13 protein-coding genes, 16 tRNA genes, 2 rRNA genes and 1 riboswitch are annotated in these 23,600 nt (G+C 51.5%); of the genes, 28 read left to right on the top strand and 3 right to left on the bottom strand.

The genetic code is table 11. From position 1 onward, the window contains the following. Positions 1 to 9 precede the first annotated feature (9 nt). From gatB to NSU01_RS30940, 5 genes are all read left to right on the top strand, one after another. Positions 10 to 1,455 (top strand): Asp-tRNA(Asn)/Glu-tRNA(Gln) amidotransferase subunit GatB, encoded by a 1,446-nt coding sequence (gatB, locus tag NSU01_RS30960; RefSeq protein WP_076248503.1) that lies wholly within the window; start codon positions 10 to 12, stop codon positions 1,453 to 1,455. 103 nt (positions 1,456 to 1,558) lie between these two features. After that, positions 1,559 to 2,032: a GNAT family N-acetyltransferase gene (locus tag NSU01_RS30955; protein WP_042139980.1), complete on the top strand. Its 474-nt coding sequence runs from the start codon at positions 1,559 to 1,561 to the stop codon at positions 2,030 to 2,032. Between the two features lie 37 nt (positions 2,033 to 2,069). Next, positions 2,070 to 3,995 (top strand): DUF4097 family beta strand repeat-containing protein, encoded by a 1,926-nt coding sequence (locus tag NSU01_RS30950; protein ID WP_256704045.1) that lies wholly within the window; start codon positions 2,070 to 2,072, stop codon positions 3,993 to 3,995. Positions 3,996 to 4,120: 125 nt separating this feature from the next. Continuing rightward, complete coding sequence (locus NSU01_RS30945) at positions 4,121 to 4,552, top strand: Fur family transcriptional regulator (protein WP_039310392.1); 432 nt, start codon at positions 4,121 to 4,123, stop codon at positions 4,550 to 4,552. Positions 4,553 to 4,731: 179 nt separating this feature from the next. Then, a complete protein-coding gene (locus NSU01_RS30940) occupies positions 4,732 to 6,453 on the top strand; it encodes a glycosyl hydrolase family 18 protein (protein WP_076248505.1) in 1,722 nt (573 codons plus the stop codon). A gap of 107 nt (positions 6,454 to 6,560) precedes the next feature. Here NSU01_RS30940 and NSU01_RS30935 read toward each other — a convergent pair whose 3' ends face one another. Further along, complete coding sequence (locus NSU01_RS30935) at positions 6,561 to 6,926, bottom strand: DUF2614 family zinc ribbon-containing protein (RefSeq protein WP_042139978.1); 366 nt, start codon at positions 6,924 to 6,926, stop codon at positions 6,561 to 6,563. A 131-nt stretch (positions 6,927 to 7,057) separates the two neighbouring features. On the opposite strand from NSU01_RS30935, the gene NSU01_RS30930 reads away from it, so the two are divergent. From NSU01_RS30930 to NSU01_RS30840, 19 genes are all read left to right on the top strand, one after another. After that, positions 7,058 to 7,933 (top strand): nucleotidyltransferase-like protein, encoded by an 876-nt coding sequence (locus NSU01_RS30930; RefSeq protein WP_042239683.1) that lies wholly within the window; start codon positions 7,058 to 7,060, stop codon positions 7,931 to 7,933. 433 nt (positions 7,934 to 8,366) lie between these two features. After that, positions 8,367 to 9,922: ribosomal RNA gene (locus NSU01_RS30925) — 16S ribosomal RNA — on the top strand. 301 nt (positions 9,923 to 10,223) lie between these two features. Further along, positions 10,224 to 13,152 (top strand): 23S ribosomal RNA (locus tag NSU01_RS30920). Together the 16S and 23S rRNA genes with 16 tRNA genes alongside form the textbook arrangement of a ribosomal RNA operon. Positions 13,153 to 13,214: 62 nt before the next feature. Next, positions 13,215 to 13,290 (top strand) — tRNA-Asn (locus NSU01_RS30915). Positions 13,291 to 13,293: 3 nt separating this feature from the next. Next, a tRNA-Ser gene (locus tag NSU01_RS30910) sits at positions 13,294 to 13,383 on the top strand. A gap of 31 nt (positions 13,384 to 13,414) precedes the next feature. Beyond that, positions 13,415 to 13,486: transfer RNA gene (locus NSU01_RS30905), tRNA-Glu, on the top strand. Between the two features lie 5 nt (positions 13,487 to 13,491). Continuing rightward, positions 13,492 to 13,567: transfer RNA gene (locus tag NSU01_RS30900), tRNA-Val, on the top strand. A 33-nt stretch (positions 13,568 to 13,600) separates the two neighbouring features. Next, positions 13,601 to 13,677: transfer RNA gene (locus NSU01_RS30895), tRNA-Met, on the top strand. 4 nt (positions 13,678 to 13,681) lie between these two features. Beyond that, positions 13,682 to 13,759, top strand: a tRNA-Asp gene (locus NSU01_RS30890). A gap of 19 nt (positions 13,760 to 13,778) precedes the next feature. After that, positions 13,779 to 13,854, top strand: a tRNA-Phe gene (locus NSU01_RS30885). A 19-nt stretch (positions 13,855 to 13,873) separates the two neighbouring features. Beyond that, positions 13,874 to 13,949 (top strand) — tRNA-Thr (locus NSU01_RS30880). 5 nt (positions 13,950 to 13,954) lie between these two features. Continuing rightward, positions 13,955 to 14,040, top strand: a tRNA-Tyr gene (locus NSU01_RS30875). A 5-nt stretch (positions 14,041 to 14,045) separates the two neighbouring features. Beyond that, a tRNA-Trp gene (locus NSU01_RS30870) sits at positions 14,046 to 14,119 on the top strand. Positions 14,120 to 14,145: 26 nt separating this feature from the next. Beyond that, positions 14,146 to 14,221, top strand: a tRNA-His gene (locus NSU01_RS30865). Positions 14,222 to 14,270: 49 nt separating this feature from the next. Further along, positions 14,271 to 14,346 (top strand) — tRNA-His (locus NSU01_RS30860). A gap of 18 nt (positions 14,347 to 14,364) precedes the next feature. After that, a tRNA-Gln gene (locus NSU01_RS30855) sits at positions 14,365 to 14,439 on the top strand. A gap of 6 nt (positions 14,440 to 14,445) precedes the next feature. After that, positions 14,446 to 14,520, top strand: a tRNA-Gly gene (locus NSU01_RS30850). A gap of 7 nt (positions 14,521 to 14,527) precedes the next feature. Continuing rightward, a tRNA-Cys gene (locus tag NSU01_RS30845) sits at positions 14,528 to 14,601 on the top strand. Positions 14,602 to 14,630: 29 nt separating this feature from the next. After that, positions 14,631 to 14,709, top strand: a tRNA-Leu gene (locus tag NSU01_RS30840). A 152-nt stretch (positions 14,710 to 14,861) separates the two neighbouring features. On the opposite strand, the gene NSU01_RS30835 is transcribed toward NSU01_RS30840, so the two are convergent. Then, the gene (locus NSU01_RS30835; RefSeq protein ID WP_039309431.1) at positions 14,862 to 15,782 is read right to left on the bottom strand and encodes an aldo/keto reductase; all 921 of its coding nucleotides are present in this window, start codon (positions 15,780 to 15,782) and stop codon (positions 14,862 to 14,864) included. Between the two features lie 155 nt (positions 15,783 to 15,937). On the opposite strand from NSU01_RS30835, the gene NSU01_RS30830 reads away from it, so the two are divergent. The 4 genes from NSU01_RS30830 (at position 15,938) to NSU01_RS30815 (ending at position 22,444) form a co-directional block, all read left to right on the top strand. Then, positions 15,938 to 16,318: a MerR family transcriptional regulator gene (locus NSU01_RS30830; RefSeq protein WP_042139976.1), complete on the top strand. Its 381-nt coding sequence runs from the start codon at positions 15,938 to 15,940 to the stop codon at positions 16,316 to 16,318. A 419-nt stretch (positions 16,319 to 16,737) separates the two neighbouring features. Then, positions 16,738 to 16,841: riboswitch (purine riboswitch) on the top strand. A gap of 160 nt (positions 16,842 to 17,001) precedes the next feature. Then, entirely contained in the window at positions 17,002 to 18,414 is a 1,413-nt protein-coding gene (gene allB, locus NSU01_RS30825; protein WP_076247776.1) for an allantoinase AllB, read from the top strand. A 19-nt stretch (positions 18,415 to 18,433) separates the two neighbouring features. Next, complete coding sequence (locus NSU01_RS30820; protein ID WP_076247773.1) at positions 18,434 to 18,994, top strand: isochorismatase family cysteine hydrolase; 561 nt, start codon at positions 18,434 to 18,436, stop codon at positions 18,992 to 18,994. Positions 18,995 to 19,375: 381 nt separating this feature from the next. After that, positions 19,376 to 22,444, top strand: a complete 3,069-nt coding sequence (locus NSU01_RS30815) for a glycoside hydrolase family 2 TIM barrel-domain containing protein (RefSeq protein WP_076247770.1) — start codon at positions 19,376 to 19,378, stop codon at positions 22,442 to 22,444. Between the two features lie 129 nt (positions 22,445 to 22,573). Here the strand turns inward: NSU01_RS30815 and NSU01_RS30810 are convergent, their stop codons facing one another. After that, the gene (locus tag NSU01_RS30810; protein WP_076247768.1) at positions 22,574 to 23,455 is read right to left on the bottom strand and encodes a helix-turn-helix domain-containing protein; all 882 of its coding nucleotides are present in this window, start codon (positions 23,453 to 23,455) and stop codon (positions 22,574 to 22,576) included. Between the last annotated feature and the right edge of the window lie 145 nt (positions 23,456 to 23,600).

Genomic DNA, 23,600 nt, shown 5'->3' with positions numbered 1-23,600 from the left:
TTTTAAGGGATGAGATTATCTATGTCTAAATATGAAACGGTCATCGGGCTTGAAGTTCATGTGGAGCTTCATACCAAGTCCAAAATCTTCTGCGGCTGCTCCACAGAATTCGGCGCTCCGCCCAATACACATACCTGTCCGGTCTGTCTCGGCCACCCCGGCGTATTGCCGGTTCTTAACCGTCAGGCCGTAGAGTACGCGATGAAAGCGGCGATGGCGCTTAACTGTACGATTGGCGATGTCAGCAAATTCGACCGCAAAAACTATTTTTACCCCGATTCGCCAAAAGCGTACCAGATTTCGCAATATGACCAGCCTATCGGCCTGAACGGCTGGATTGATATTGAAGTGAACGGAGAGACCAAACGGATCGGCATCACCCGTCTTCATCTGGAGGAAGATGCGGGCAAGCTGACTCATGTGGACGGCGGCTTTGCTTCACTGGTTGACTTCAACCGGGTGGGGACTCCGCTTATTGAAATTGTCTCTGAGCCCGATCTGCGTTCACCGGAGGAGGCGCGCGCCTATCTGGAGAAGATCCGCGCCATTATGCAGTACTGCGATGTATCCGATGTGAAGATGGAAGAGGGCTCGATGCGCTGCGATGCCAATATCAGCCTGCGGCCGGAAGGCCAGGAGGAATTCGGCATCCGGGCAGAGCTGAAGAACATGAACTCCTTCCGCGGCGTACTCCGTGGTTTGGAGTATGAGCAGTTCCGTCAAGGCGAGATTCTGGACGACGGGGGGATCGTTGTCCAGGAGACCCGCCGCTGGGATGAAGCTGGAGGCAAGACCTTGTCTATGCGCGGTAAGGAAGAAGCGCATGACTACCGTTATTTCCCGGACCCGGATCTTATCGTGCTGCATATTAGCGAGTCTTGGAAGGAACAGATCCGCGCGACCATTCCGGAGCTTCCGGATGCGCGGCAGGCCCGTTACAGTGAAGAATTTGGCCTGACCGCCTATGATGCCGGAGTCCTTACTTCATCCAAGCCGCTCGCTGATTTCTTCGAGGGCAGTCTGGCCTACACACAGGATGCCAAGGCTGTCGCCAACTGGATGATGGGAGACCTGCTGGGATACTTGAACAGCAATAATCTGGAATTATCCCAGGTGAAGATTACGCCGCAGGGGCTGGGTGAAATGATAGGCCTGATCGCAGGCGGAACCATCAGCAGCAAAATTGCCAAGACCGTCTTCAAAGAAATGCTGGAGAGCGGTAAGCTGCCGGCAGTTATCGTTGAAGAGCAGGGGCTGGTCCAGATCAGTGATGAAGGGGCAATCAAAAAAATTGTCCAGGATGTGGTCGCTGCTAATCCGCAATCTGTCGAAGACTACAAGGCCGGCAAGAAACAAGCGATCGGCTTCCTCGTTGGCCAGGTTATGAAAGAAAGCAAAGGGAAAGCAAACCCCGGTCTTGTTAACACACTGCTCGCTGACGTATTGAACAGCTAGGGGCTGCTTTTGGCTAATAGATTGGGTAATAAGTCATAGAATCATGAGCACAGGGCTTGTCGGCAACGGCAGGCCCTCTGCAGTATATAAGGGGACTGTACGGATGGATACAATAGTGAAGCTGGATCTGCAGGATGAGATAACGCTGGATGAGCTCTGGAGTCTTCAGCATAAGGCGTACCGCCTGGAAGCGGAGATCATAGGGTTCCGTGATATTCCGCCGCTGCTGGAGACCAGAGACATGCTGAGCCGGGTTAAAGAGGACTTCTACGGCTGTCTCGACGACAATGAGGAGCTCATGGGGGCTGTTGCAGTAATGGAGGAGGCTCCCGGTAAGCTGACCGTTACACGCATGATGGTAAGTCCGGATCATTTTCGCCAAGGGGTGGCGGGCAGAATGTTAGAATTTATCTTTGCCCGTTATGCGGAAATGGAACAGTTTATCGTATCTACGGGGAAGCTGAATGTTCCGGCAGTAACGCTCTACACCAAACACGGGTTTATTCCTGCAGGTGTTGAAGAGGTAGCTCCGGGTGTGGAGCTGGTAGAATTTCACCGGAGCGGCAAGATTGAATGACAAGCGAAGCAAACGTTCTGAAAGGAGGAGTGCCGAGATGAATTCAGGTCAACATGATCATGAGAATAATCCCGTGCAGGATGAAGAGAAGGAAGCTGATTTGCAGGAAGCTGAAGCTGGTGGAGCACCTAATGCCCCTTACATCCCTCCCCGCCAAAAGCGGCGTCCCCGCAAACGCAAATTTATAGCCGGCCTGCTGGCTGCAGTTATTCCCGGCACGGGACATCTGTATCTCGGGCTGCTCCGTAAAGGAATTTCGTTTATCTTTCTTATTCTGCTGGATATTGTGGCGCTGCTGTATTTCTCATCCATCGGAATGCAGATCAATGTACCGCTGCTAATTTTGCTGGCGCTCCTGATCCCGGCATTGTACTTCTATAATGTGTTCGATGTGCTCCAGTCTGCAGACCGGATATTGCGGTTCCCTGAAGAGCATGACCCTGAACTATCGGATATGAAGGATTCTGCAAAGAATACAGGGCGCCGGGTGAGAATCAGCGAGCCGGGAGTTTCCTTTGGTCTGCTGCTGCTCATTGGCGGGGCGCTGCTCTTCCTTTTCCGCCAGAAGCCGCCCTGGCTTCAAGTGTTCATTGAGAACTCCGCAGGTGCAACCGTAGCGGTTCTGCTGATGATTCTGGGCCTGCTTCTGGGTGTACGGGAGATTGCTAAGGACTCGGGCGCACGTCTGAGCAAGGAACGGCGGAGCCGGCGTGTGGGCAGATATACTGCCTCCGCAGTGCTGATTAGTGTCGGAGTTCTGTTGCTCATGGATTGGCGTGACGGAACTGATTATATGATGCTGCTGCTGAAATGGTGGCCTGTTATTCCGGTATTATGGGGAGTGGAGTATCTGCTGATCCACTTCTTTTCCCGCCGCCGCAGCCAGAACGTCACTACTGCCAGAGCCCGTATGGACCTGCGCGGACTGTTCTCGGCCATCCTGCTCTCGGCATGCGTATTTATCGTAACGGAGCAGGAGCATTATCTGCATCTTTGGAACCGGGTCAGTCTTAATTTGACTGTAGCGGCAGTTGATTATGGAGAAGCTGAAGGAAGCCGTTATGAGAAGGCTCCGCTTATTGTTCCAGTTGAACTGAATACTTCCGGAATCAATATTGATGCGATTAACGGGGATATTCTGATCCACCGGGCTGCTGTGGAGGATATTGAGATTACAGCTACAGTCTGGGTGGATCAGCTGGACGGGGTGCTTGCCGAATCCATAGCGGATCAGTCTTTTGTCGATGTGACAGAAGACACGACGATCAAGATCACTCCCCAGGGGAAGGCGTACGGTGAATCCGGCAAACGCCAGCCGCGGATAGATCTGGACATTTCCCTGCCCGAGGACCGACGGTTTGATCTGGGGATACGCACGATGAACGGCGGTATTACTCTGCAGAACGTGGAGGCTATTTCAGATATTTCTCTGGAGACAGGGAACGGGGAGCTGATCCTGCACCGTATTTACGGCAATGTAAAAGGTAAAACCCTCAATGGCGCAGTACGCGCCAGAAACGTACAGGGGAGTGTTGAACTGACTACAAGCGGTGGAGATATGGGGGCCTGGGAGGTTAGCGGGGCTCTGAAGCTGTCATCGGCAGTCGGTAATATATCGGCAACGGATAGCGGAGATGCACTGGATCTTTCCACGAAGAACGGCAATGTGGAGGTAGCCGGAGCCAGATCGAAGCTGCATGCCGAATCTTTGAATGGCAGAATCAACATTCGTTCGAACGACTTCGGCGGAGACTGGGATATCTACAGTGCTGTCGGAGATATCGATCTCTACTTGCCGCTTACGGGTAATTATACGGTGGAGGGCTCAAGCGGGTACGGGGATATTGTAACGGACCTGCCGGGACTTGTAATCGACAAAAAAAACCTCTCCGGCCAGATCGGAACGGGTGAGTTCAAGCTTCGTGTGGATGGAAACAGCAATCTAAATGTGAGCAAATATTGAATTAAGTAATTTTTATTATATAATAATAAATATAATGTAAGGACTTCGTTGACAACATTGAAAGCCCGGTCTTACAATTACATTAGAGTTATTATTAAGTTGTATAATTAAAGGCGGTGGCATGGATGGGTAGTGGCGTACAGCATGCATTGGAGCAACTGAAGACAACCGGTGTCCGTATTACGCCTCAGCGTCATGCGATTCTTACGTATCTGATGGAAGCGATGAATCATCCTACGGCAGACGATATTTACCGAGCGCTTGAGCCTCAGTTTCCCAGTATGAGTGTGGCAACGGTGTATAACAATCTTAAGATGTTTATAGAAGCGGGTATGGTCCGCGAGCTGACCTACGGTGATAATTCCAGCCGTTTCGATGCCAATGTGTCTGATCATTATCATGTCATTTGCCAGGAATGCGGTAAGATTGAGGATTTCAGCTATTCTTCTCTCCATGAGGTAGAGGAGCGTGCCGAATTGGCCACAGGCTTTAAGATTCATGGATTACGTATGGAACTGTATGGTGTTTGCAAATGCTGCAACGAGAAGCAGCACTAAGATATGGAATTGCAGGCGTGTAGAATCCGAGTGCGGATTCTACACGCTTTTTTCTATGGAGCTGTTACAAAAATACAAAGCTTCCAGCAGTTTGGCGCAACCAATAGGGCCGCGATGTCGTATACTTAACAGAAGTGCTATCTGATTATAAATTTATCATACTGTTTGGAGGATATATTTTGGACAGAAGACAGAGACAAAGACGCGTCAAAAAGCGTGGAAGTCTTTTTCGCCGCTTATTGGGACTTGTCATTATAGCTGCCGCAGCCTTTTGGGTTGTTTATTATGTATTACCGAACCGTCAGCATCTGGATCCGGATTGGAAGGGGCTGGAGAAGCCTGTTTTTGTTAAGGGAGAGCTTACCGGATACTCAGCCTCAGGGACAGGGGACAGCCTGCTATTACCACTGCCGCTATTACAGGAATACGTAGATTCATCTATCCGTTACGAGGAAAAGAGCAAGTCTGTGATTCTGTCGACAGACAGCAGTCTTTTATATATGCAGGAAGATTCAACAGCAGCAAGTTTGAACAATGAGCCCCTGCAGCTTCGTCTTGCGCCTGAAGAGAAGGATGGGGTGACATATCTTCCGGCAGATACACTGGAGGACCTATATGGCTTTGAGGTAGACGAGGATAGCAGTACAGGTGCCGTTCTGTTAATGACTGCCGGCGAAACGGTGCCGTTAGGCAAGGTGAAGGGTAAGGAAGGCGGACGGACCAAAGCGCTACGCAGCGGAGCCTCCGTACATGCGCCAATCCTTGCTGATATGCCGCCGGGAGCCACAGTGAGAATCTGGAATTCAGACATCAAAGGCTGGCTGTATGTGCAGCTGGAAAGCGGATATACAGGGTTCGTCAAGGCGGATGATATTCTAGCAGACGGGAATAGAACAGTAGTGCAGCAGCCTGTGGCTCCTACCCGTGCCGAACGCAGCTGGAAAGGAAAGCCCGTTAATATGTTCTGGGAGGCAGTCTACGAACGCAAGCCGAATCCTGCGAAATTCGCTGATTTGCCAGGAATTAATGTGGTTAGTCCAACATGGTTCAGCATTATCGATGTTAATGGTAATGTTCGCAGCCAGGCTGACAGCGCCTATGTGGAGTGGGCTCATACCCAGGGCATGGAGGTATGGGGACTGCTCAGCAACAGCTTTGAGGCGGACCTGACTACGGAGGCACTATCCACGTATGACAGGCGGATGAATACAATTGTGCAGATGCTGAAGTATGCGGATCTGTACAACCTGGACGGTATTAATATCGACTTTGAGAATGTATATACCAAGGACGGACCTAATGTAACCCAATTCATGCGGGAACTGAAGCCCATGACTCAGAGCCGGAATCTGATTGTCTCTATTGATGTAACTCCGAAATCAAACAGTGAAATGTGGTCCTTGTTCCTGGATCGCCGGGCGCTTGGAGCCGTGTCGGATTTCCTGATTGTGATGGCTTACGATGAGCATTGGGCGGCTAGTCCGGTTGCCGGTTCTGTAGCTTCCCTGCCGTGGGTGAAGAATTCTATAAGCCGTATTATTGAAGAGGATGCAGTCCCTGCTGAGAAGCTGATTCTGGGGATACCATTGTACACTCGTATCTGGACCGAGAAGACCGAGAAAGGTGAAACCAAAGTAAGTTCCAAGGCCGTCAGTATGAATGCGGTCCAGGAGATACTTGCCGAGAAGAAGCTGACACCGGTTCTTGATAAGGAAGCAGGACAGAATTATGTGGAATACAAAGAAGAGGATGTTTTGCGCAAAATATGGATCGAGGATAAAGTTTCGCTGGCAGCCAGAGTCAATCTGGCGCAGTCCTTCGGCCTTGGCGGTGTAGCCTCATGGAATCGGAGCTTTGCCAATCCGGAAGCGTGGGAAGCACTCAAGGCAATTGTTGAATAATGCTTAGGTGGATTGATTATAAAACGGGTGTCGTCCAGTAGAGGACGACACCCGTTTTGTTTGTATCCGGCAGAAGATTATTTCTGTAAAGATTCATATGAATTCGATTATTGCTTCAATTGCTGGACTTCGAGTTCTTCAGCGGTAATTGTGGCTTGTGCAGGGTCCATCGTAAGGATGGTGTGACAGAACATACAGCGGTCCGTTTTGCCAAGCATTTTGGTCTGCTTATGGCATTCGGGACATTCCACCTGGACAGCACTGGTTGAGAGCATGCCCGCCCAGAAGTAGATGGCCAGACTGGCCATCATGGAGATTAGACCAATGACGAGACCGATAGCAGCGACAACCTTGCCTGCAGACCCCCAGAATACAATGCCTGCGGTTCCCATAATCATAAGACCCATACCCAGCATCGTAAGAAGCAGTCCCCAGGTGCGAAAAGCGTTGATTTTGGCCGATTTAAATTTCATGAGTATTATCTCCTAACTGAAATATAGTTCGGTTGTCCAGGAGGAACTGACATGAATATGTAGAATATCATTTATGTAAAGAGAATTATAACTGACTGGATGCAAAATCGCCAAATTTGATGGAGGGAAGTATGGAACTGTCCAATTTGACCCTATTAAGTGGGGAGACATTTGATGAGAATGTTCTTGGAGCCGTTGCTTTGCGGCAAAGAGGCAATGACACGTTTCAGAGCGCGCTGCTGCACGACTTTGATATGATGGTGCTCATGCTGCATGAGGAACAGGAGACAGAGCGAATTATAACCCACACCATTGCCGGGGACAGGCGGACGCAATCCGTGCATGTGGGTCTATCTGCATTGGAACGCGCTGTGATGGCAGGGGACAATAATGAGCTCCTTACCAGTTTAATGTCCGGTGAGGTGATCTGGGACCCTAAGGGGATATTGGCGGAGATGCGGAAGGAACTCATTCAGTTTCAAGGTCCGCTGAAAGAGCGGGTATTGTTTATGGAATTCTCCCGTTTTCTACATATGTACGTGAAGTCGAAACGTTACCTTGAAGCAGGCTGTACTATGGATGCTTATAACTGCGTGCTTATCGCTCTGTATCATTGGGCACGTATTGAAGTGAGCGAGGCCGGATATTTTCCGGAGCCCGCAGTGTGGGGACAGGTCAAGAATTTGAATTCTCCGGTTCATAAGTTATATGAAGAACTGACAGTAAGTACAGAAACGTTGGAGCAGAGAGTCGAACTGATTTTGCTGGCCTGCGAGTTTGCGTTAATGTCAAAAATGGCGGATTGTTGCGCCATGCTTCTCCATATCCTGAGCAGCCGCAAGGAGGCTTGGAGTATTAAAGAACTTCTGCAGCATTCAGGACTGAGCCAGCTCCAGGCAGAGCTGCCGCTTGTTCTGCGCAAGCTTGTATCGCGTTCATTAATTAGAGAAATTACTTCTTGGGCTGTTGAGGCCGGGGACGGGCATGCAATTCGGTATACCCTTTAGTTAGGTGGCTGTCCACGGACATGAATAGACCTATAATAGAAAAAGTAAGCAGGAGGATGGAGAGAGGTAGTGTACTCTCTTTTTTTATTTGTTCCTTGCTGCATGAGCGCAGAAAATGAGGGGAATATTTAGGGTTGACTAGGACGCAACTTATGTGATAAATTATAACTCGTCCCTCTGACATAACGATGCGCTGCAAAGCAGTCGTAAATCAGCCGAAAAAAGAAATCGAAAAAAAGGTTGACTAAAACGAGGACGCTGTGATATATTATAAAGGTCGCTGCTGAAACAAACAACGGCGACAAACGATGAGACATTGATCTTTGAAAACTGAACAACGAGTGAGTAGGAAATCACGAAAGTGACTTCCAAAAAAAGAGAATGAAAATTCTCGTCAGATGTTTCAAAATGAGCAATCGCTCTTTCTAAATACAATTTGGAGAGTTTGATCCTGGCTCAGGACGAACGCTGGCGGCATGCCTAATACATGCAAGTCGAGCGGAGTTATGAAGGAGCTTGCTCTGGATTAACTTAGCGGCGGACGGGTGAGTAACACGTAGGCAACCTGCCCTCAAGACTGGGATAACTACCGGAAACGGTAGCTAATACCGGATAATTTCTTTCCTCTCCTGAAGAGAGAATGAAAGGCGGAGCAATCTGCCACTTGGGGATGGGCCTGCGGCGCATTAGCTAGTTGGTGGGGTAACGGCTCACCAAGGCGACGATGCGTAGCCGACCTGAGAGGGTGAACGGCCACACTGGGACTGAGACACGGCCCAGACTCCTACGGGAGGCAGCAGTAGGGAATCTTCCGCAATGGGCGAAAGCCTGACGGAGCAATGCCGCGTGAGTGATGAAGGTTTTCGGATCGTAAAGCTCTGTTGCCAGGGAAGAACGTCCGGTAGAGTAACTGCTACCGGAGTGACGGTACCTGAGAAGAAAGCCCCGGCTAACTACGTGCCAGCAGCCGCGGTAATACGTAGGGGGCAAGCGTTGTCCGGAATTATTGGGCGTAAAGCGCGCGCAGGCGGTCATTTAAGTCTGGTGTTTAAACCTTGGGCTCAACCTGGGGGCGCACTGGAAACTGGGTGACTTGAGTACAGAAGAGGAAAGTGGAATTCCACGTGTAGCGGTGAAATGCGTAGATATGTGGAGGAACACCAGTGGCGAAGGCGACTTTCTGGGCTGTAACTGACGCTGAGGCGCGAAAGCGTGGGGAGCAAACAGGATTAGATACCCTGGTAGTCCACGCCGTAAACGATGAGTGCTAGGTGTTAGGGGTTTCGATACCCTTGGTGCCGAAGTTAACACAGTAAGCACTCCGCCTGGGGAGTACGGTCGCAAGACTGAAACTCAAAGGAATTGACGGGGACCCGCACAAGCAGTGGAGTATGTGGTTTAATTCGAAGCAACGCGAAGAACCTTACCAGGTCTTGACATCCCGATGAAAGCATTAGAGATAGTGCCCCTCTTCGGAGCATCGGAGACAGGTGGTGCATGGTTGTCGTCAGCTCGTGTCGTGAGATGTTGGGTTAAGTCCCGCAACGAGCGCAACCCTTGACTTTAGTTGCCAGCAGGTAGTGCTGGGCACTCTAGAGTGACTGCCGGTGACAAACCGGAGGAAGGTGGGGATGACGTCAAATCATCATGCCCCTTATGACCTGGGCTACACACGTACTACAATGGCCGGTACAACGGGAAGCGAAACCGCGAGGTGGAGCCAATCCCAGCAAAGCCGGTCTCAGTTCGGATTGCAGGCTGCAACTCGCCTGCATGAAGTCGGAATTGCTAGTAATCGCGGATCAGCATGCCGCGGTGAATACGTTCCCGGGTCTTGTACACACCGCCCGTCACACCACGAGAGTTTACAACACCCGAAGTCGGTGGGGTAACCCGCAAGGGAGCCAGCCGCCGAAGGTGGGGTAGATGATTGGGGTGAAGTCGTAACAAGGTAGCCGTATCGGAAGGTGCGGCTGGATCACCTCCTTTCTATGGAGAATCGTCACCTGCAACGGTGACATTCAAATCGGAAGCGTAAGCTTCCACAACGAACCTTAGGGTTCAAACACTCACTCGTTGGTCAGTTTTGAGAGTTTAAGCTCTCATCTTTAAATTGTCTGAATTTTCGAACATCACAGTCGTGATTGTCCCGAAACTTCAGCACCTTGATCCTTGAAAACTGGATACCGAAACGAATTTGCGTTTTAGAACATCTTTTAGCTGAAACTTGTGTAAGCAAGTTGGAATAGTTATTAGTTGCTACAGCGATTTTCCTAACGGAAAACGCATTGGTTAAGCTAATAAGAGCACACGGAGGATGCCTAGGCGCCAGGAGCCGACGAAGGACGTGGCGAACAACGAAACTGCCTCGGGGAGCTGTAAGCAAGCTTTGATCCGGGGGTGTCCGAATGGGGAAACCCAGCTGTGGTAATTCGCAGTTACTCGTATCTGAATACATAGGATACGCAGAGGCAGACCAGGGGAACTGAAACATCTAAGTACCCTGAGGAAGAGAAAACAATAGTGATTCCGTCAGTAGCGGCGAGCGAACGCGGAACAGCCTAAACCAAGGGGCTTGCCTCTTGGGGTTGTGGGACGTCTCACATGGAGTTACAAAGGAATATGGTAGGCGAAGAGGTCTGGAAAGGCCCGCGATAGAGGTAAAAGCCCTGTAGCCTAAACTGTGTTCTCTCCGAGACGGATCCCGAGTAGTGCGGGGCACGTGAAACCCCGTATGAATCCAGCAGGACCATCTGCTAAGGCTAAATACTACCTGGCGACCGATAGTGAAACAGTACCGTGAGGGAAAGGTGAAAAGCACCCCGGAAGGGGAGTGAAATAGAACCTGAAACCGTGTGCTTACAAAAAGTCAGAGCCCGATCTATGGGTGATGGCGTGCCTTTTGTAGAATGAACCGGCGAGTTACGTTTAACATGCAAGGTTAAGGTGAGAAGCCGGAGCCGCAGCGAAAGCGAGTCTGAATAGGGCGACTAAGTATGTGGACGTAGACCCGAAACCGTGTGATCTACCCCTGTCCAGGGTGAAGGTGCGGTAACACGCACTGGAGGCCCGAACCCACGCATGTTGAAAAATGCGGGGATGAGGTGGGGGTAGCGGAGAAATTCCAATCGAACTCGGAGATAGCTGGTTCTCCCCGAAATAGCTTTAGGGCTAGCCTCGGTGAATGGAGTGGTGGAGGTAGAGCACTGATTGGGTGCGGGGCCCGCAAGGGTTACCAAGCTCAGTCAAACTCCGAATGCCATTAACTTCTTGCCGGGAGTCAGACAGTGAGTGCTAAGATCCATTGTCAAAAGGGAAACAGCCCAGACCATCAGCTAAGGTCCCCAAGTGTGTGTTAAGTGGGAAAGGATGTGGAGTTGCACAGACAACCAGGATGTTGGCTTAGAAGCAGCCACCATTGAAAGAGTGCGTAATAGCTCACTGGTCGAGTGACTCTGCGCCGAAAATGTAACGGGGCTAAACACACCACCGAAGCTATGGCTAGATGCTTTGCATCTGGGGTAGGGGAGCGTTGTATGCAGGTTGAAGGTGTACCGTAAGGAGCGCTGGACAGCATACAAGTGAGAATGCCGGTATGAGTAACGAAAAGATCAGTGAGAATCTGATCCGCCGAAAGCCCAAGGTTTCCTGAGGAAGGCTCGTCCGCTCAGGGTAAGTCGGGACCTAAGGCGAGGCCGAAAGGCGTAGTCGAAGGACAACAGTTTGAAATTACTGTACCACCGTAATCCGCTATGAGCGATGGGGTGACGCAGGAGGGTAGTGACGCGGACTGATGGATATGTCCGTCTAAGCAGTGAGGCTGATGTGTAGGCAAATCCGCACATCACTAAGGCTGGGCTGTGATGGGGAGCGAAAATTGTAGTAGCGAAGGTCATGATCTCACACTGCCAAGAAAAGCCTCTAGCCAGGAGAAGGTGCCCGTACCGCAAACCGACACAGGTAGGCGAGAAGAGAATTCTAAGGCGCGCGGAAGAACTCTCGTTAAGGAACTCGGCAAAATGACCTCGTAACTTCGGGAGAAGAGGTGCCTCGGTAGGGTGAATAGCCCGAGGGGGCCGCAGTGAAAAGGCCCAAGCGACTGTTTAGCAAAAACACAGGTCTGTGCGAAGCCGCAAGGCGAAGTATACGGGCTGACGCCTGCCCGGTGCTGGAAGGTTAAGGGGAGTGGTTAGGAGCAATCCGAAGCTGTGAACCGAAGCCCCAGTAAACGGCGGCCGTAACTATAACGGTCCTAAGGTAGCGAAATTCCTTGTCAGGTAAATTCTGACCCGCACGAATGGCGTAACGACTTGGGCGCTGTCTCAACGAGAGATCCGGTGAAATTTTAATACCTGTGAAGATGCAGGTTACCCGCGACAAGACGGAAAGACCCCATGGAGCTTTACTGCAGCTTGATATTGAATTTGGGTACGATCTGTACAGGATAGGTGGGAGCCGGTGAGGCAGGAGCGCAAGCTTCTGCGGAGGCGCCGTTGGGATACCACCCTGATCGTATCTAGGTTCTAACCTAGTACCCTAATCGGGTACGGGGACCGTGTCAGGCGGGCAGTTTGACTGGGGCGGTCGCCTCCTAAAGAGTAACGGAGGCGTTCAAAGGTTCCCTCAGAATGGTTGGAAATCATTCGCAGAGTGCAAAGGCATAAGGGAGCTTGACTGCGAGACCTACAAGTCGAGCAGGGACGAAAGTCGGACTTAGTGATCCGGTGGTACCGCATGGAAGGGCCATCGCTCAACGGATAAAAGCTACCCTGGGGATAACAGGCTTATCTCCCCCAAGAGTCCACATCGACGGGGAGGTTTGGCACCTCGATGTCGGCTCATCGCATCCTGGGGCTGAAGTAGGTCCCAAGGGTTGGGCTGTTCGCCCATTAAAGCGGTACGCGAGCTGGGTTCAGAACGTCGTGAGACAGTTCGGTCCCTATCTGTCGTGGGCGCAGGAAATTTGAGAGGAGCTGTCCTTAGTACGAGAGGACCGGGATGGACGTACCGCTGGTGCATCAGTTGTTCCGCCAGGAGCATGGCTGAGTAGCTACGTACGGACGGGATAAGCGCTGAAAGCATCTAAGCGTGAAGCCCCCCTCAAGATGAGATTTCCCAATTAGTAAGACCCCTTGAAGACGACGAGGTAGATAGGTTGGAGGTGGAAGTGCAGCAATGCATGGAGCTGACCAATACTAATCGGTCGAGGGCTTATCCAAATTTTTAATACGCAGATTCGTTTCGGATTCAGTTTTCAGGTGATCAAGCCTGATATGTATATTCCCTGATAGCTCAGTTGGTAGAGCACTCGACTGTTAATCGAGTTGTCACAGGTTCGAGTCCTGTTCGGGGAGCCATCTGGAGAGGTGTCCGAGTTTGGCCGAAGGAGCACGATTGGAAATCGTGTAGGCGCCACAAGCGTCTCGAGGGTTCGAATCCCTCTCTCTCCGTAGCTTTACCTTACAAATATTTAATCAGCATGGCTCGTTGGTCAAGGGGTTAAGACACCTCCCTTTCACGGAGGTAACATGGGTTCGAATCCCATACGAGTCATATATGGAGGCTTAGCTCAGCTGGGAGAGCATCTGCCTTACAAGCAGAGGGTCGGGGGTTCGAACCCCTCAGCCTCCACCATCTATCTTTAACAGAATAGATCTTTAACATTGACGCGGGGTGGAGCAGCCCGGTAGCTCGTCGGGCTCATAACCCGAAGGCCGCAGGTTCAAATCCTGCCCCCGCAACCAATTTGGAACCGTGGTGTAGTTGGCCTAACATGCCTGCCTGTCACGCAGGAGATCGCGGGTTCGAATCCCGTCGGTTCCGCCATCTTTATGAAGAAATGTTCGGCTCGGTAGCTCAGTCGGTAGAGCAAAGGACTGAAAATCCTTGTGTCGGGGGTTCGATTCCCTCCCGCGCCACCATATTTTTACAACTTAATATGCCGGTGTAGCTCAATTGGTAGAGCAACTGACTTGTAATCAGTAGGTTGGGGGTTCAAGTCCTCTCGCCGGCACCATCCTCGGAGGCTTAGCGAAGTGGCCAAACGCATCAGACTGTAAATCTGCTCACGTACGTGTTCGGTGGTTCGAATCCATCAGCCTCCACCATTTTTAGGGGCATAGTTTAAAGGTAGAACAACGGTCTCCAAAACCGTTGGTGTGGGTTCAATTCCTGCTGCCCCTGCCAAGTAATATCCTATAAAATTTAATATGGCGATCGTGGCGAAGTGGTTAACGCACCGGATTGTGGTTCCGGCATTCGTGGGTTCGAGACCCATCGGTCGCCCCATTTCTTTTATAAGGGTTATAAGGCATTGCAATTAAATAAGCTTCATATGGCGACTGTGGCGAAGGGGTTAACGCACCGGATTGTGGTTCCGGCATTCGTGGGTTCGAGACCCATCAGTCGCCCCATTTTATTAAATCAAATGTTGGGGATTAGCCAAGCGGTAAGGCAACGGACTTTGACTCCGTCATTCATAGGTTCGATTCCTATATCCCCAGCCATTATATGCGGACGTGGCTCAGCGGTAGAGCATCGCCTTGCCAAGGCGAGGGTCGCGGGTTCGATTCCCGTCGTCCGCTCCATTTTTTTGGTGCCATAGCCAAGTGGTAAGGCAAAGCTCTGCAAAAGCTTTATCCCCAGTTCAAATCTGGGTGGCACCTCCATTATCTTTTAGAACTAATTCTATGTATATGCCGGCGTGGCGGAATGGCAGACGCGCTCGACTCAAAATCGAGTGGGAAACCGTGGAGGTTCGAGTCCTCTCGCCGGTATAATTTATGAAACTAGTCCCTTAGGAGTTTGACTCCTGAGGGATTTTTATATTTATACTCCATCTCAAATTAAGGATAAAACCTGCAACGAACTTAGATCACCAAATTCGTTGCGGGTTTTATATGTTTTATATGTTGATGCTAAGACTCACTTAAGGAAGCACGTTCCCGGCCGCGCGGTAGATCTCGTACCATTCCTGGCGGCTGAGGGTTATATCGGAAGCTTTGGCGATATCAAGCAAGCGCGCTGTGTTGGTGGTACCGACCACCGGCTGCATCTTAGCCGGATGGCGAAGGAGCCAGGCGATGGCGATGGCCGTATCTGCTACACCTTTTTCCGCAGCCAGACGGTTAATGACTTCATTCACCTCCGGGAACTTCTCATTGCCGAGGAATACGCCTTCAAAGAAACCGTATTGGAACGGTGACCAAGGCTGGATCGTCATATCATGCAGGCGGCTATACTCCAGGATGCCTCCATCATGGACAACTGATCCGGAATTTGTCATATTGACGTTGATCCCGGAATCGATCATGCCGGTGACCATTACGCTGAGCTGAAGCTGGTTGAACAGCAGGGGCTGCTTGACGTTCTTTTTCAGCAATTCAATCTGCAGGGGATTCTGGTTGCTGACGCCGAAGTGTTTCACGAGGCCTCTGCTCTCCAGCTGATCAAAGGCTTCTGCTACTTCTTCAGGCTCCATAAGGGTGTCCGGGCGGTGCAGCAGCAGAACATCGACATAATCGGTCTTCAGGCGCTTCAGGCTGTTCTCTACCGAGCTCACAATATGCTCTTTGGAGAAGTCGAAGAAGCCATTACGGATTCCGCATTTGGTCTGAATCAGCAGTTGCTCACGCATGCCCGGACTTGCAGCCAGCACGTCGCCGAACACCTCCTCAGCTTTACCGGCAGCATAAATGTCAGCGTGGTCAAAAAAGTCTATGCCAGCCTCAAGGGCGCTGTGAATATGTACATCGGCCTCTTGTGGTGACAGATCTGCAATCCGCATACAGCCCAAGGAGATTTCAGCGACCTCCAGCGCACCATTAGCAACGTTAATTCTTTTTACCATTAATTATTCACTCCTTAAATGAAGGTACAGTGTTAAGCTTAGACCTTAGAGTTAGGTGTAAGTCAATAGATTTATAGAGCAGCTTTTCATAGAAACCAAATGGTGTTACTTTAAGAGGTGAAACCGATACCAGCTGACAGAAGGGAGCTGCAATAATGGGATACAGCATCAAAACCATAGCACAAAAAAGCGGACTGAGCCAATATACGCTGCGTTACTACGAACGGGAGGGCGTATTGCCGGTTGTGGCAAGAGATGTTAACGGCAACCGGTGTTTTGACGATGAGGATCTGGAGTTAATTTCGTTAATCTGCTGTCTCAAGGATACAGGGATGGCGATTGCCGATATCAAGCAATTCATTGCGCTTTCGAAAGAAGGGGTAAGTGCTTTGCCCGATCAGCGCAGACTGCTGCAGGAGCATAAAGTGCATATTGATGAGAAGATTAAATTCTTTCAGAGCTTTGCGCAAAAGGTGGACCACAAAATTGCTTATTTTGCCTCCCTGGAGAATGAAGCGAAAGCAGCCAGACCCTAATCTTGAGCCGCAGGGTCGTATGATTATTGTCGCTGCAATTAAGGATTGGAAATGCTGCAGCCAGTACTTAAGCTTGTAGCGAAACCGGTATAAGAATGAGATGAATTATAAATAGAGTAAGGCCTTATATTGGGTTGGAAATCCTTGCGGAGACCGGGTTCCCGGGTTTTCCTAAGTTGCTTATACAGTAGATAGAAGGGCAGCAGAAAGAACGGAATATCCGGGGAAAGCGTAATGCAAAGTCCGTTAGTGTAATGTTATATGACATATAAATTGACTGTTTCTTGACAAAGCGGTTTATAATCTTGACGGGAAGCCTCTTGATGATATGATAAAGGTACTTAAGGGAGCCGATTCTGGATATAGTGTTATATTAATTAACATGACGCTGCCGGGACTGCTTGCTTATCAGATGGACTAATCAAATAAGCTCTTGCTCTTGTATAAGCTCAATAATTTGGTTTGAGCGTTTCGACCAGGCGACCGTAAATTGCCCCAGGCTACAGGAGGTATGTGATAGGAATTGCTTTTCACTGTGCGGAGGTATCCGGGTGAGGCAGTGTTTACTATTATGTGCCTTTTGTACCCTGGGTTTTTTGTTGTGTACAGAAGCGTGGAGCTGATCTTGCCTCGTCCGGCCAGAGTGTGGATTCAACCAAATCATAAAGAAGAGGTGTGTATTCATGGGTTATGAACTGATCATTAAAAATGCGAGTATTCCGCAAGGCGACAGACAGGTGCTGACGGACATTCTGGTGAACAAAGGCGTTATCGTGGGGTTCGCCAAGGATATTGACGCGGAGGCCGATACGATTATTGATGCACAGGGCAAATTGGTGCTGCCAGGAGTTATTGATTCGCATACTCACTTTAATGATCCGGGGTTCACACACCGTGAAGACTTCGTTACTGGAACCAGCAGTGCGGCGGCGGGCGGGGTAACGATGATTGTAGATATGCCTTGCTGCAGCGTACCGTCTGTACGTTCGGTAGAGAACCTGCATAACAAGCTGAATGCGCTCGAAGGTAAAGGAATCGTCGACTACGCCATGTGGGGCGGGATTACCGGCGAGGATGTACGCAATGATGTGCTGGATATTGTGAAGGAGCAGGCTGCTGAGGGCGTGGTTGCTTTTAAAGTATATATGACACCGTCTGTGCCATCTTACCCGCGTGTGACGGACCCTGAGATGCTCGAAGCCTTCTATGCTGTAGCCGAAACTGGAATGCCAATCGGAATTCACGCTGAGAACTATGCCATCTGCGATTACTATACCCAGAAGCTGAAAAAGGAAGGACGGATGGATTACCCGGCATGGGCTGAAGCGCGCAAGATTCTGGCGGAAAAAGCGGCGATCCAGCTGGGCATCAGCTTCTCGGAGGAATCGGGAGCCCGCCTGCATATCGTGCATATGAGTACGGCGGCAGGCAATCAGCTGATCAAGGAAGCGAAGCTTAAAGGGGTGAAGGTGACAGCGGAGTCCTGTCCGCACTACCTGACGCTGAATGCGGTGGATGCGATGACGGAGTTCGGGACTTTTGCCAAAATTGCACCTCCGCTGCGCCGTACGGAAGATAATGAAGCGCTCTGGCAGGGGCTGGTAGACGGAACGATTGACTTCATGGCTACCGACCATGCTCCTTATGAGATTGCTACGGAAAAGGATGCACCAGGCATGGATGTCTGGACTTCCTTCCCGGGGATTCCGGGTGTAGAAACGCTGGTGCCGATCATGATTAGTGAAGGCTACAACAAAGGCAGACTCAGCTTGTCCCGCCTGGTGGAGCTACTGTGTACGAATCCGGCCATCCATTATGGCCTGTATCCGAAGAAAGGCGCGCTGGAAATCGGCACCGATGCCGACTTCACGATTGTCGATCTGGAGAAGGAATGGACGCTCGATAAAGATAAAATGCACTGCAAACCGAAATACACCCCGTTCCACGGAATGAAGCTGAAGGGCAAGGTGGATAAAACCATTGTCAGAGGCACACTGGTCTACGATGATGAGCTTGGTGTGGTCGGTAAACCGGGCTATGGCGAGTTCGTGAAACGGCAGACGATCAGCGAGCTTCCGCGTTTGCTGAAATACTAGGAGAAGGGGAGAGAACATAATGGCTAAACACGCTGTAGTAATTATTGATATGCTGAATGATTTCATCCATCCGGATGGAGCGCTGACTTGTCCGAACGGGACGGGAATCGTGCCTGCAATTCAGGAGCTGATCGAATTCAGCCACGAGAATGATATTCAGGTGATCTTCGTACAGGAGGCGCACCGGCAGAATGATGCTGACTTCAGGGTTAGGCCGGTTCATGCGATTAAGGGCACCTGGGGATCGGACTTCATAACCGAGCTGACTCCGCAGCCGGATAAAGGCGATTATATCGTGCAGAAAAGACGGCATAGTGCGTTCAGCTATACGGATATGGATCTTTTTCTCCGTGAGGAGGGGATTGATACGGTTGTAGTTACCGGGGTATGGACCAACGTCTGTGTCCGCTCTACGGCATCCGATGCGATGTACCACACTTACAAGGTCAAGTGTATCAGCGACTGCTGCGCCTCCAAGGATGAGGAGATGCATGTCTCCGGTCTGCGGGATATCGGGATTTTTGGAGAAGTGCTGACCCTGGCCGAGTATAAAGAGGTTAATGCTGTTGTAAAAGGCTAATATGTTGAAAGGCTAGTGCGATAAAGGCTAAACTTCGTATTCTAAAAGCTCCATGCTGTACGGCGGTTGCCGCTCAGCTGGGGCTTTTTGTGATTATGTGCGTGAAAGCGGAGTGGGGGGTGTTCCTCTAAATAAACAGATAAATAATCCAGTAAAAACGGTAAATATGCTATTCCATTTGCGGCTGCTAAAAGCTTAAGATGCAGTAAGAGGCCAGGGTCAAATGCCCCAAAGTCAGCTATGTGCACCTTAGTTGTGATCCTGCACTATGAACCTGCGAAGGTCTTGGGTAAAATTAAGCTGGAACTGCTGACGCAGACGGTAAGGGAATCATGGAAGAGAACAAAATCATTGTGAGAGACCAATAAGGAGGAAAATATAATGTTCAGCAACGAGCCCAGTCTGGACTGGTTAAGCGATGTTTCGGTTTTTAAGGTGAACCGATTGGAAGCGCATTCGGACCATCGTTATTACAAGACCATGGAGGAAGCGGAGCGGCAAGCCCCGATGGAGCTGCGTCATTCCCTGAACGGAGACTGGAAATTCAGCTACGCGGTGAATGCGGCCAGCCGGATTCAGGATTTCTATAAGGCGGATTATGATACCAGAGGCTGGGGGGACATTCAGGTGCCCGGTCATATCCAGCTTCAGGGGTACGGCAAGCCGCAGTATGCCAACACGATGTATCCCTGGGACGGGCTTGATGCTGTGCGGCCGCCAGCGATTCCTGAGGAGATCAATACGGTAGGGAGTTATGTGAAATATTTTGAAGCTCCGGCGAATATGGAGAACGGGCCGGTCTTTATATCTTTTCAGGGAGTAGAGGCGGCGTGTTATGTCTGGCTCAATGGACATTTCGTGGGGTACAGCGAAGACAGCTTTACACCTGCGGAGTTTGAGTTAACCCCTTATTTGCAAGAGGGGGCGAACAAGCTGGCCGTTGAGGTCTATCAGCGCTGCTCGGGCAGCTGGCTGGAGGATCAGGATTTCTGGCGGTTCTCGGGTATCTTCCGCGAGGTGTATCTGTATACGGTGCCGAAGCTCCATGTGCAGGATCTGCGGATTAATGCGGAGCTGGATGCTGCCTATCAGGAGGGAACGTTAACTGCTGAAGTTAGCATGGCAACGGCGGCGGACGCTTTTGTGAAAATCGGGTTGAAGGATGCGGCCGGAGCCGTTGTGGCAGAAACCGAGGGGCAGGTTGTGGCTGGAAAGGCGGCCTTTACCCTGGAGGCAGGTACGGTATCGCTGTGGAGCGCAGAAAATCCGTATCTCTATAGCGTCTGTATCTCTGTATTCGATGGCCGCGGAGAACAGGTGGAGGCGATTGTGCAACTGGCGGGGTTCCGCGTGTTTGAACTGAAGGACAAGCTGATGCTGCTGAACGGCAAACGGATTATTTTCAAAGGAGTCAATCGTCACGAATTCAACAGCCGCAGAGGGCGGAACATCACCAGAGAGGACATGATTAAGGACATCATCATCCTGAAGCAGAATAATATCAATGCTGTGCGGACCTCACATTATCCGAATCAGACGCTCTGGTATGAGCTGTGCGATGAGTACGGTGTCTATGTGATTGACGAGATGAATCTGGAATCCCATGGCTCGTGGCAAAAGATGGGCGCGGTTGAGCCGTCCTGGAACATTCCCGGTGATAAACCGGAGTGGCAGGATATTGTAATGGACCGTGCAGTGTCGATGCTGGAGCGCGATAAGAACCATCCGTCCATCCTCATCTGGTCCTGCGGTAATGAATCGTATGCGGGTGAGGTAATTCTGAATGTGTCCCATTATTTCCGCAAGACCGATCCGGGGCGGCTGGTGCACTATGAAGGGGTGTTCCATAACCGCAAATACAATGACACCAGTGATATAGAGAGCCGGATGTACGCCAAGCCCGCGGATATTGCAGAATACCTGGAAGGTCAGCCGGATAAGCCATACATCAGCTGTGAATATATGCATGCCATGGGCAACTCAGTAGGCGGACTTCATAAGTACATCGAGCTGGAGAGCCGGTATCCGCAGTATCAGGGCGGATTTATCTGGGATTATATTGACCAGGCACTGGTGGCCAAAAACAGATACGGAGAGGAGTATCTGGCCTATGGCGGTGATTTTGATGACCGGCCGACGGATTACAGCTTCTGCGGCAACGGGATTGTCTACGCTGACCGGACTGTGACCCCGAAGATGCAGGAGGTGAAGTTCCTCTACCAGAACATCCGGCTTGTACCGGAACGGGATGCAGTGAAGATCATCAACGGTAATCTGTTCGAAGGGACAGAAGGGCTGCGGCTGGAGTTCCGGCTGTACCTGGAAGGGCGGCAAATCTTCAAGGGGCAGCAGGAGGTGGCGGTTGCGCCGCAGGCAGAGGCGCGGATTCCGCTTGCGCTGCCGGAGGTGTCAGGAGCTCCGGGAGAGTACACGCTGGCGGTAAGCCTGTTGCTGAAGGAAGCGGAGCTGTGGGCTGAGGCGGGATTTGAGACAGCCTACGGGGAGCATGTCTTCCGGATTGAAGCCGCTGAGGCTGCGGCGGAACTAGAGGATGTTATACTGCCTGCGGCCGGAGAGTTCAGGGTGATCGAGGGAGACGTGAACATTGGCGTAACCGGCCGCGGATTCGCTGCCCTGTTCTCCAAGCAGGCAGGTTCACTGGTGTCGCTCTGCTACGGGGGGCGTGAGATGATTGCTACTCCGCCTGCTCCGCTGTTCTGGCGGGCAACCACGGACAATGACAAGGGAACTGCGCTTGCTTACCACGCAGGCGGCTGGTTCGCGGCCAGTCTTGCCCGCAGCTGCACGGCGGTAAGGCTTGAGACCGGGAAGGACCGGGCCACGGTGACCTTTGACTATGCATTCAGCATCAGCCGGGAGCTGAAGACCCGAATTGAGTATACGGTCTACGCAGACGGCAAACTGCGGGTCCGTATGGTCTATACCGGAGCGGCCGGCTTGCCGGATGTGCCGGTTGTGGCTGTGTCCTTCCGGATGTCCGCCGATTATGGAGAGTCGGACTGGTATGCCCGCGGGCCGGAAGAGAATTACAGTGACCGCGCGTCTGGAGCGCGTCTGGGACGCTTCCGGCGTAAGGTGACGGAGCTGCCGTCACCTTATCTGGTGCCGCAGGAGTCCGGCAACCGTACCGGCGTACGCCAGGTACGCATTACGGACGAGCGCGGCCGCGGGCTGCAGATTCAGGCGGCTGCGGGAGAGCCGCTGGAATGTACGCTGTCGCCATACACAGCGTTCGAGCTGGAGCAGGCAGCGCATCCTTATGAGCTGCCCAAGGTGCACTACACGGTTGTCACCATTGCCGCGCAGCAAATGGGTGTCGGCGGTGATGACAGCTGGGGAGCGCCGGTACATCCGGAATACCGGATCCCTGCGGACCAGCAGCTGGAGTGGGAGTTCTGGATGGCTGCGGCGTTGCCGGAGGCGGAGTAAGCATCGGTACAATACCCCCACAAAGCGGGTTTTTGGCTTCGATGATGACTCAGGTAATTTGCGGAGACCCCGAAATATAAACAATAGTGAAACAGGCCATCAGCGGAGGAAACCGCTGATGGCCTGTTCTCATGAGAAGCGCTGGCGGTACTCCCGCGGTGACAGCCCCTCCAGCTTCATGAAGGTGGAGCTGAAGTAAGGCGCCTGGTTGAAGCCGACCTCTTCGGCAATCCGGGCGATAGGGAAGCTGGTCTGCATCAGCAGCAGCTTGCTCTGCTCGATCCGGTAACGGAGCAGATATTCCATCGGTGCACAGCCATACGCCTTGTTCATGCAGCGGGCAATATAGACCGGATGAAAGTTAAGGCTGTCTCCGAGCATCGCCGTAGTGATCTCTTCGCGGTAATGGGCACGGAGGAAGGAGGCGGCCTGCTCGGCGCATACAGTGGACTGGGAGCTGTGCTGCTCCGGCTTCACGGAGGCAGCAAGCAACTGCAGAATATCCTGGAAGAGAGCCTGCTGCCGGAAGCGGACCGATTCCAGGTGGGCAGTGGCTTGCAGCTGCCCCAGCTGGGCTAGCAGCTCTTCGATCTTGGCCGGCTGCAGCAGAGTGACGAATTGCGACAACGCGAGGTTAAACGAGCTGATGTTGAAGAACGAAGCGGGCAGGCCGCTCACCGGCTCATTCGGGCTGCCGGAATCAAGTGCGGAACCGGGCAGCGCGGGCCAGTCATGGAAGGTTTGAAAATGAAGCCAATAATAGGCAGTCTCCTCCCGGCAGCCCTCCGTTCCGAAGTGGTGGCAGTCCGGACGAAGGATTAAGGCATCTCCTGCCTTCACCGTAAACCGCCGCTCCTCTTCACCGATGTACAGGCAGCCTTGCCGGACGACAAGCAGATCGAATACTTTGATATGCTGGCGGTTCGGATGCTGATAGCCGGGCGGGTAGTGATTGAATCCGCTTGCAATATAATGCGGCAGGGGAGGAATGCGGAATAGGAGCGGATTCATTAGGGTAGCCTCCTGCAGGATGGTTTGAATATTGAAAGTTTAGGTTTGAGATATGGTACATTTTCCAGAGTATATCATCTATAATTTATTTCGAGCAAGCTTGAATTGCAAGGCTTGATTACACAGGTTATAGCAGCCGCATATC

It is taken from the genome of Paenibacillus sp. FSL H8-0259, assembly GCF_037963255.1.
In the GTDB taxonomy this organism is placed as follows: domain Bacteria; phylum Bacillota; class Bacilli; order Paenibacillales; family Paenibacillaceae; genus Paenibacillus_AQ; species Paenibacillus_AQ phytohabitans.
This window is presented reverse-complemented; position numbering and strand designations above follow the sequence as displayed.

Coding starts and splice junctions, on each gene's coding strand:
- gatB (WP_076248503.1), top strand. CDS start 10: ATGAGATTATCTATGTCTAAATATGAAACGGTCATCGGGCTTGAAGTT.
- NSU01_RS30955 (WP_042139980.1), top strand. CDS start 1,559: ATGGATACAATAGTGAAGCTGGATCTGCAGGATGAGATAACGCTGGAT.
- NSU01_RS30950 (WP_256704045.1), top strand. CDS start 2,070: ATGAATTCAGGTCAACATGATCATGAGAATAATCCCGTGCAGGATGAA.
- NSU01_RS30945 (WP_039310392.1), top strand. CDS start 4,121: ATGGGTAGTGGCGTACAGCATGCATTGGAGCAACTGAAGACAACCGGT.
- NSU01_RS30935 (WP_042139978.1), bottom strand. CDS start 6,926: ATGAAATTTAAATCGGCCAAAATCAACGCTTTTCGCACCTGGGGACTG.
- NSU01_RS30930 (WP_042239683.1), top strand. CDS start 7,058: ATGGAACTGTCCAATTTGACCCTATTAAGTGGGGAGACATTTGATGAG.
- NSU01_RS30835 (WP_039309431.1), bottom strand. CDS start 15,782: ATGGTAAAAAGAATTAACGTTGCTAATGGTGCGCTGGAGGTCGCTGAA.
- NSU01_RS30830 (WP_042139976.1), top strand. CDS start 15,938: ATGGGATACAGCATCAAAACCATAGCACAAAAAAGCGGACTGAGCCAA.
- allB (WP_076247776.1), top strand. CDS start 17,002: ATGGGTTATGAACTGATCATTAAAAATGCGAGTATTCCGCAAGGCGAC.
- NSU01_RS30820 (WP_076247773.1), top strand. CDS start 18,434: ATGGCTAAACACGCTGTAGTAATTATTGATATGCTGAATGATTTCATC.
- NSU01_RS30815 (WP_076247770.1), top strand. CDS start 19,376: ATGTTCAGCAACGAGCCCAGTCTGGACTGGTTAAGCGATGTTTCGGTT.
- NSU01_RS30810 (WP_076247768.1), bottom strand. CDS start 23,455: ATGAATCCGCTCCTATTCCGCATTCCTCCCCTGCCGCATTATATTGCA.